General features: G+C 69.8%; 7 protein-coding genes. 3 read left to right on the top strand and 4 right to left on the bottom strand.

Going from position 1 to position 7,212, the window contains the following annotated elements; translation table 11 throughout:
- Positions 1–110: 110 nt before the first annotated feature.
- Positions 111–341: a hypothetical protein gene (locus tag ACZ5VQ_RS40660; protein WP_383396462.1), complete on the bottom strand. Its 231-nt coding sequence runs from the start codon at positions 339–341 to the stop codon at positions 111–113.
- A 61-nt stretch (positions 342–402) separates the two neighbouring features.
- On the opposite strand from ACZ5VQ_RS40660, the gene map reads away from it, so the two are divergent.
- Together map and ACZ5VQ_RS40650 are read left to right on the top strand one after the other, a co-directional pair.
- The gene (gene map / locus ACZ5VQ_RS40655) at positions 403–1,260 is read left to right on the top strand and encodes a type I methionyl aminopeptidase (protein WP_055612264.1); all 858 of its coding nucleotides are present in this window, start codon (positions 403–405) and stop codon (positions 1,258–1,260) included.
- Positions 1,261–1,450: 190 nt separating this feature from the next.
- Positions 1,451–2,110 (top strand): biliverdin-producing heme oxygenase, encoded by a 660-nt coding sequence (locus ACZ5VQ_RS40650; protein ID WP_469109398.1) that lies wholly within the window; start codon positions 1,451–1,453, stop codon positions 2,108–2,110.
- Positions 2,111–2,179: 69 nt separating this feature from the next.
- Here ACZ5VQ_RS40650 and ACZ5VQ_RS40645 read toward each other — a convergent pair whose 3' ends face one another.
- From ACZ5VQ_RS40645 to ACZ5VQ_RS40635, 3 genes are all read right to left on the bottom strand, one after another.
- Positions 2,180–2,824, bottom strand: coding sequence for a PhzF family phenazine biosynthesis protein (locus ACZ5VQ_RS40645; RefSeq protein ID WP_469109397.1), 645 nt, complete (start codon positions 2,822–2,824; stop codon positions 2,180–2,182).
- A 91-nt stretch (positions 2,825–2,915) separates the two neighbouring features.
- A complete protein-coding gene (locus tag ACZ5VQ_RS40640; protein WP_469109396.1) occupies positions 2,916–4,409 on the bottom strand; it encodes an HtaA domain-containing protein in 1,494 nt (497 codons plus the stop codon).
- 64 nt (positions 4,410–4,473) lie between these two features.
- Complete coding sequence (locus ACZ5VQ_RS40635) at positions 4,474–5,919, bottom strand: HtaA domain-containing protein (protein ID WP_469109395.1); 1,446 nt, start codon at positions 5,917–5,919, stop codon at positions 4,474–4,476.
- Between the two features lie 284 nt (positions 5,920–6,203).
- Here ACZ5VQ_RS40635 and ACZ5VQ_RS40630 point away from each other — a divergent pair, with 284 nt between their 5' ends.
- Positions 6,204–7,211: a heme/hemin ABC transporter substrate-binding protein gene (locus tag ACZ5VQ_RS40630; protein WP_469109394.1), complete on the top strand. Its 1,008-nt coding sequence runs from the start codon at positions 6,204–6,206 to the stop codon at positions 7,209–7,211.
- Position 7,212: the final 1 nt, after the last annotated feature.

The raw sequence follows: 7,212 nt of genomic DNA, 5'->3' as shown, positions 1-7,212 counted from the left end.
CGCGCAGTTCCCCGCGCCCCTAAAGACAAAAGCAGGGGCGCAGCCCCGCTTTCAGGGGCGCGGGGAACTGCGCGACCAGCCACGACGGACCCGCAGGTCATGACCGGCAGCTAGTCGTCTTCGGAGCCCCGCGCAGCGGAGTCGTGCCAGCGGGGGTCGTTCTCCCATTCGAGGTTGCGCTCTCGGGCGATCTCCATCGCGTGCTCGGCCTCGCCGCGGGACGCGTACGGACCGAAGCGGTCCTTGCCCGGGCAGTCGGGACCCTCTTCGACCTTCTTGTGCTCCAGGCAGTAGTACCACTCGCCCGGCTTCCCGACGGTCCGCTTCTTGAACAGGGCCATGGCTGAGGCTCCTTTCGCCAGGGACATCGTCCCCCACCACGCGCTGGTTAGACTCGCTGGCATGTCTGGCCAGTCGCTGCTCGTACCAGGGGAGCTTTCTCCCACCCGTCCCGTGCCGGGAAACATCAGGCGCCCCGAGTACGTGGGCAAGCCCGCCCCCACGCCGTACACCGGAGGGGAGGTCCAGACCCCGGAGACGGTCGAGGCGATGCGTGTCGCGGGGCGGATCGCCGCCCGGGCGATGGCCGAGGCCGCGAAGCTGATCGCGCCCGGTGTCACCACGGACGAGCTGGACCGGGTCGCCCACGACTACATGTGCGACCACGGCGCGTATCCGTCCACGCTCGGCTACCGCGGCTTCCCGAAGTCCCTGTGCACCTCCGTGAACGAGGTCATCTGTCACGGCATCCCGGACTCCACGGTCCTGCGGGACGGCGACATCATCAACCTCGACGTGACGGCGTACATCGGCGGTGTGCACGGCGACAACAACGCCACGTACCTCGTCGGTGACGTGGACGAGGAGTCGCGGCTGCTCGTCGAGCGGACCCGTGAGTCCCTCGACCGTGCCATCAAGGCCGTCAAGCCCGGCCGGCAGATCAACATCATCGGCCGGGTCATCGAGTCGTACGCGAAGCGGTTCGGGTACGGGGTCGTGCGGGACTTCACCGGGCACGGCATCAACTCGTCGTTCCACTCGGGGCTGATCATCCCGCACTACGACAGCCCGCACGCGACGACCCTGATCCAGCCGGGGATGACGTTCACGATCGAGCCGATGCTGACGCTGGGTACGCACGAGTACGACATGTGGGACGACGGGTGGACCGTCGTGACGAAGGACCGCAGGCGTACCGCTCAGTTCGAGCACACCCTGGTCGTCACGGACAGCGGGGCCGAGGTGCTGACCCTGCCGTAACCATCCTTTTCCACACCGAGTTCCAGACCAAGCCGCCCGCTCGAACAGAGGGGCGGCTTTTTTATGTGGATCGGGTGCGGATCCGGGGTACGGTTTTACCGACAGGACGTCGGGAAACCTGTTGACTTAGGTAAGCCTAACCATACAAGATGGGCCCGGCTCTCGTCCCCCTTCGGCCCCGGAGGTCTTCATGAACTCGTCGAGCACACCGTTCTCGACGCTCATCCGTACCGCGTCGCACGAGCAGCACGGGCAGGCGCACGACTCGACGTTCATGAGCGAGTTGCTGGGCGGCCGGCTGGGCGTGGACGCGTACACGCGCTACACCGAGCAGCTGTGGTTCGTCTACCGGGCACTGGAGGAAGGCGGGCGCGAGCTGGTCGGCGATCCCGTGGCGGGGCCGTTCCTGCGCCCCGAGCTGGCGCGGGTGGCCGCGCTGGAGCGGGACCTCGCGCATCTGCGGGGCCCCGAGTGGCGCGAGAGCGTCACGGCGCTGCCCGCGACCGAGGAGTACACGGCGCGGATCACCGAGTGCGCGCGTACGTGGCCCGGTGGGTACGTGGCGCATCACTACACCCGTTACCTCGGCGACCTCTCCGGTGGCCAGGTCCTGCGGAGCAAGGCGGAGCAGACGTGGGGCTTCGCGCGCAAGGGGGACGGGGTGCGGTTCTATGTGTTCGAGGACATCGGGAACCCTGCCGCGTTCAAGCGGAGTTACCGCGAACTGCTCGATGGTGTGCTTGCGGATGATCTGGAGAAGCAGCGGATCATCGCTGAGTGCAAGCGGGCGTTCGCGCTCAACATCGCGGTCTTCGTTGCCCTGGGGGAAGAGTTCCGCATCAGCGCGTGAGCGCTCCGCTTTGAGCTGAGTTTCGGGTGCGGGTGATGAAAGGACAGGGGCGCGGCCTCTCTTGAAGGCTCAGCGTTCCAGGAACACCCTGCCGCCCACCTCCACCCAACCCTCCGGCTGTGGCGCTGTGAGGAGTTGGGAGCCCGCGCCCTGGACGATGTTCAGGGCGCGGCCCAGTTGGGCTGTCAGCTGGAGGGCCGCGGCGCCTGTGGCCTCGTCCTCGTCCACGCCGTCGCCGCGGCCGGGGAAGCCTCGGGCACGGATGCGGCCGGCCGCCTCGTCCTCCCAGGCCCAGGCGTAGATCCACTCGCCGGGCGGGGGCACTTCGAGAGCGTCGACCTCGGCCGCCGTGTCGTACCGGCGGAGTGTGCGCGGCTCCGGCCACTCGGGGCGGGCCTCGATCCAGCTGAACTCGCCGTCGAGGCGGGTACCCACCACGCCCGCGGGCGTGACGAGTTCGGGTACGTCCAGCAGCCAGGCCGCGCCGACACAGGGGTATCCGGCGAAGGGCAGCCGCACGCTGGGTGTGTAGATGTCGATGACCCCGCGCTCGGGGTCGTCCACGAACACCGTCTCGCTGAACCCGAGTTTGGCCGCGAACGCCTGCCGTTCGTCCTGCTCCGGCAGTACGGAACCGTCCCGCACGACCCCGAGTTCGTTGCCGTACTCACCGCGCGGTCCGCAGAAGACCCGCAGCACGTCGTAATCAGTCACGCGGGCATTCAAGCACTACAGGAGTGGTGCGTACTCATCCGGCCGCCGCCCCCTGTCGACGGGGACGGCGGCCGGATGCGGTCGGTTCGGGTCAGGCCTGGGTCGCGTCCGTCGCGCGGCGGCGGCGTACCGCGAACACCACGCCCGCGCCCGCGGCGACCGTCGCCGCGGCCGCCGCGCCCAGGGCGCCGACGGGGACGTCGGAGCCGGTGGAGGCGAGGCCGCCCGTCACGCCGCCCGTGGTGGAGCCGGTCGTACCCGCGCCGCCGGTGGTGCCGCCGGTCGTGCCTCCGGTGGTGCCGCCCGTCCCGCCGTTGGACGACGTCGGGTCCGGGTCCGGGAGTTCGGCGTCCTCGGACAGGGCCACCGAGAGGTCGACCGGGTCGAGTTCGGCGCCCGCCTGGTAGAAGCCGCCGAAGGCCTCCGCGCCCGCCTTGGTGAGGGTGGTGGTGACGTCGTCGAGGGTGATGACGTCGTTCTTGGCCGTCAGGTCGGCCGACTTGGGCTTGAGTTCGGCGAGGGTCACGTCGGCGGACTTCTTGCCGAGGCTGTCGACGTCGGCGGTCAGCTTGCCGGAGCCGCCGTCGACCTCCGCCTTGAGGTCGCTGAGGGTGAGGTCGAGGCCGTAAGTGCCGTTCGTCTCATGGCCCTTGAAGTTGACCGAGCCCTTGAAGGAGGCCTTGAGGGTGTCCTCGTCCGTGTCGTAGGTGCCTGTGGCGTCGGGGAAGGTGAAGATCCCGTTGCCGGACGCCTGCGAGGCGCCGCCGGAGACGGTGATCCTGCCCTTGGCGACACCGTCCACCACGTACGTACGGAAGGACTGCTTGACGCCCCAGCCGAGGGTGCCGTCGGTGATGTCGCCCTTGGTGGCGGCCTCGGTGGGCGAGGGGGTCGGGCTCGTGGTCTGCGACGGGGTAGTGGACGGGGTGCCCGAGGGGGTGGTGGACGGCGTCGTGGACGGGGTGGGCGAGGGGGTCGTGGAGCCCGTGGGCGTCGGGGTCGGCGACTCGGTCTTCTTCTCCACCACCGTCAGGGGGTCGCCGGCCGCGCCGGAATAGCTGGAGCTGCCGAAGACGTCGCCCGCCTCCTTCGTCAGCTTGGTCGCCATGTCCGTCATCGTGCGGGTGACGGTGACCTCGGCGAGCGGCACGTCCTGCTGGGTCGTGCCGCTCTTCGTCACGTCCGCGGTGAGTCTCGCGGCCTTGCTGTCGAACTTCACGTCGGACAGGGCGAGTTCGAAGCCGTGCAGCTTGGAGGCGATCTTCAGACTGCCCTCGAAGCCGAGCGCCACGGTGTGGGCCTCGGAGTCGTAGGTCCCGGTGCCGTTGACGAAGGTGAACGCGCCGTTGTCCTTGGCCTGCGTGGCGCCGCCCTCGGGCGTGAAGCTGCCGGCCGCCATCCCGGTCACGTACGTGCGGTACGACTGCTTGATGCCCCAGGTCAACTCGTAGCCCTTGAGCGGCACTTCGGCGGCGGACGCGGACGTCGCGGCGAGCGCGGTGGCGCCGAGCGTGACGGCGGTCGCGCAGGCTGCGGCGAGGGCGACACGCCCTCGGGTTATGGGGCGGCGACGGTTGGCGGCCATGGTCGTGGGTCTCCTCGGTTCAGTGTGTGGGCGTCCGCTCAACCGGCGGACGGCGCTGGGAAGTTCAGTTCTCCTCGGGGGCGTCTGCGGCCGGTTGCGCACGACGCCTGCGGATGATCACGAAGGCCGCGGCCACCGCGATCAGGGAAGCGGCCGCGAGGCCGATGGGCAGGACGGGAACGTCCGAGTCGCTCGCGGTGGCCTCCGTCCTGGGCTCAGCCGTCTTCTGTTCGGCGGCCGCGACTTCCGGGGTGGCCGACTCCGCGCTGCCCAGGTCGGGCAGGGCGGGCAGTTCGGCGCCGTCGGTCAGGGCGACGGCGAGGGAGACCGGGTCCATCTCCGTGCCCGCCTTGTACATCCCGCCGAAGGCCTTGGCTCCGTCGGCGGTGAGCTTCGTGGGTGCCTCGGTCAGCTGGGCGAGGCCGTCCTTGGGCTTGAAGTCCTTGGCCGTGAAGGTGACCAGGGGGACCTTCTTGGTCGTGCCGTCCGTCCTGGCCGTACCGCCCGTGCCGCCCGCGCCGGTGACGTCCGCGTAGAGCGTGCCCTTTCCGCCGTCCGTGACCTTGGCCCGGAGTGCGCCGAGCGTGAGGTCGAGGCCCTGCTCACCGGTGAAGCGGACGGCTCCGGTGAAGGACGCGTCGAGGGTCTGCTTCTTCTCGTCGTACGTGCCCGAGCCCTTGGGGAAGCGGAAGAGCGCCCCGCCGTCCTCGGCGCCGTCGGTGAGCTTCCACTCGCCCTTGGCGATGGACCCGGTGACGTACTCGCGGAAGGTCCGGCGCACGCCCCAGTCGACGGCGCCGTTCTCGATCCGGCCCGAAGTCTCCTTCTTCGCCTTGGACTTGGACGGGGAGGGGGACGGCGTGCGCGACGGCTCGGCGGCGGCCGCGGCCTTGACGTCCGCCGAGAGACTGACCGGGTCGAGGGCGGTGCCGGCCGTGTAGTACCCGGCGAAGGACTTGGCGCCCTGGGCGGTCAGGGTGGCGGGCAGGTTGTTCAACTGGACCGCGTTGCCGCCGCCCTTCATGTTGACGCCACCCAGGGAGAGGGAGGCGAAGGGCACCTGCGAGGACGTCGTGACCGTCCCGGTGTCCTTCGCCTTGCTGACGATGTCGACGTACAGGGTGCCGCCGTTGCCGGAGAGGCGGACGGTGGGGCGGCTGATCGTGAGGTCGAGCTGGTAGGAGCCGTCGTCCGTCTTGTGTCCGCGGAAGTGGACACCGCCGGAGAAGCCCGCGTTGAAGGCGCCCGACGTTCCGTCGTACGTCCCGGTCGCCGAGTGGAAGCGGAACTGGCTGCCGCCGACCGTGGCGGCGCCGCCCGTGAGGGAGAAACTGCCGTTCGCTATCGGGCCGGTGACATAGCTCTGGAACGAGGATTTGATGCCCCAGTCCAGGCGGCCGCCCTGCACGGTACGGCCGGCCGCCTGGGCTTGACCGGCCGGGAGCAGTGCCACGAGTACTGCTGCGCAGAGCAGGGTCACGTAGGTGCGTAGGGGCGGGCGCGAGGGCATTCGGGTCCTCCGGGGCGCGGGATCTGGCCAGATCCGGGGCGGTTCTGGCGAGAAAGGTAAGGCTAACCTAAGCTATGTCTTCCGATGCGGGAAGCGTCGGATGAGACAGAAGAGGGGGGCTACGGGTCGTTTGTTGGCCGACGGTCCGCTGTGGCTTGTCGCGCCCCGCGGCGGAGCCGCATATCGATACAGCCCCGCGCCCCTGAAAGCCGAAGGGGCGCCCCCTGCCCCACCGGTGAACCATCAGAGACCGGCTCGCCCCCGATGAAAGGAACCACGCGACCGTGCGACGCCTGCGTACACGAGTGGCCGGGGCACTGCTTGCGGTGCTCGCGTTGACGGTGACCACAGCCTGCTCGTCCGAGGACGGCACGGCTGGGAGCGAGCCGGCCGCCAAGGCCGAGGCCGCCGCCGATCGGGTTGAGCCGCTCGCCGAGACCCCGACCCCCCAACTCCCGGTCACCGTGCGCTCGTCCGACGGCAGGAAGGTCACGGTCAGGGACGCCGAGCGGATTGTTCCGCTCTCCGGGAGTCTCAGCGAGATCGTCTTCACGCTGGGGCTCGGGGACCGGGTCGTCGCCCGTGACATCACCGCCACCTTCGCGCAGGCGGAGAAGCTGCCGGTGGTCACGCGCAACCACGACGTCTCCGCGGAGAGCGTCCTGTCCCTCAAGCCCGATCTCGTGCTCGCCGAGACCAGCACCGGGCCCGACGAGGCGATGGACCAGATCCGTGACGCGGGGGTCCCCGTTCTCGTCGTCGACCCGGCGAAGGGTCTCGACGACGTGGGCCCGCGGATCGGGACGGTGGCCCGCGCCCTCGGCGTACCGGCGGCGGGCAAGGAGCTCACGAAGCGCTCCGAGGAGCGGATCGCCGCCGTGCGCAAGGACATTCCGAAGAAGACCGACAAGCCGCGCGTCGCCTTCCTCTACCTCCGGGGCACCGCCTCCGTCTATCTGATCGGCGGCAAGGACTCCGGGGCCACCTCACTGCTCGAAGCGGCGGGAGCGGTGGACGGCGGCGCCGAGTCGGGTCTGGAGAAGGACTTCACGACGATCACCACGGAGGCCCTCGCCAAGGCCGCCCCCGACGCGATCCTCGTCATGTCCAAGGGGCTCGAATCCGTCGGCGGCATCGACGGTCTCGTCAAGATCCCCGGCGTCGCGCAGACCCCCGCGGGAATGGAGCGCCGGGTCGTCTCGATCGAGGACGGCGTCCTCCTCAACTACGGGCCCCGCACGGACGAGGTACTGAAGTCCCTGGTCGACCAGTTGTACGGGGACGCCGAGTGAC

The sequence above is a fragment of the Streptomyces sp. NPDC033178 genome (genome assembly GCF_055577685.1).
This window is presented reverse-complemented; position numbering and strand designations above follow the sequence as displayed.

Coding starts and splice junctions, on each gene's coding strand:
- ACZ5VQ_RS40635 (WP_469109395.1), bottom strand. CDS start 5,919: ATGCCCTCGCGCCCGCCCCTACGCACCTACGTGACCCTGCTCTGCGCA.
- ACZ5VQ_RS40660 (WP_383396462.1), bottom strand. CDS start 341: ATGGCCCTGTTCAAGAAGCGGACCGTCGGGAAGCCGGGCGAGTGGTAC.
- ACZ5VQ_RS40650 (WP_469109398.1), top strand. CDS start 1,451: ATGAACTCGTCGAGCACACCGTTCTCGACGCTCATCCGTACCGCGTCG.
- map (WP_055612264.1), top strand. CDS start 403: ATGTCTGGCCAGTCGCTGCTCGTACCAGGGGAGCTTTCTCCCACCCGT.
- ACZ5VQ_RS40640 (WP_469109396.1), bottom strand. CDS start 4,409: ATGGCCGCCAACCGTCGCCGCCCCATAACCCGAGGGCGTGTCGCCCTC.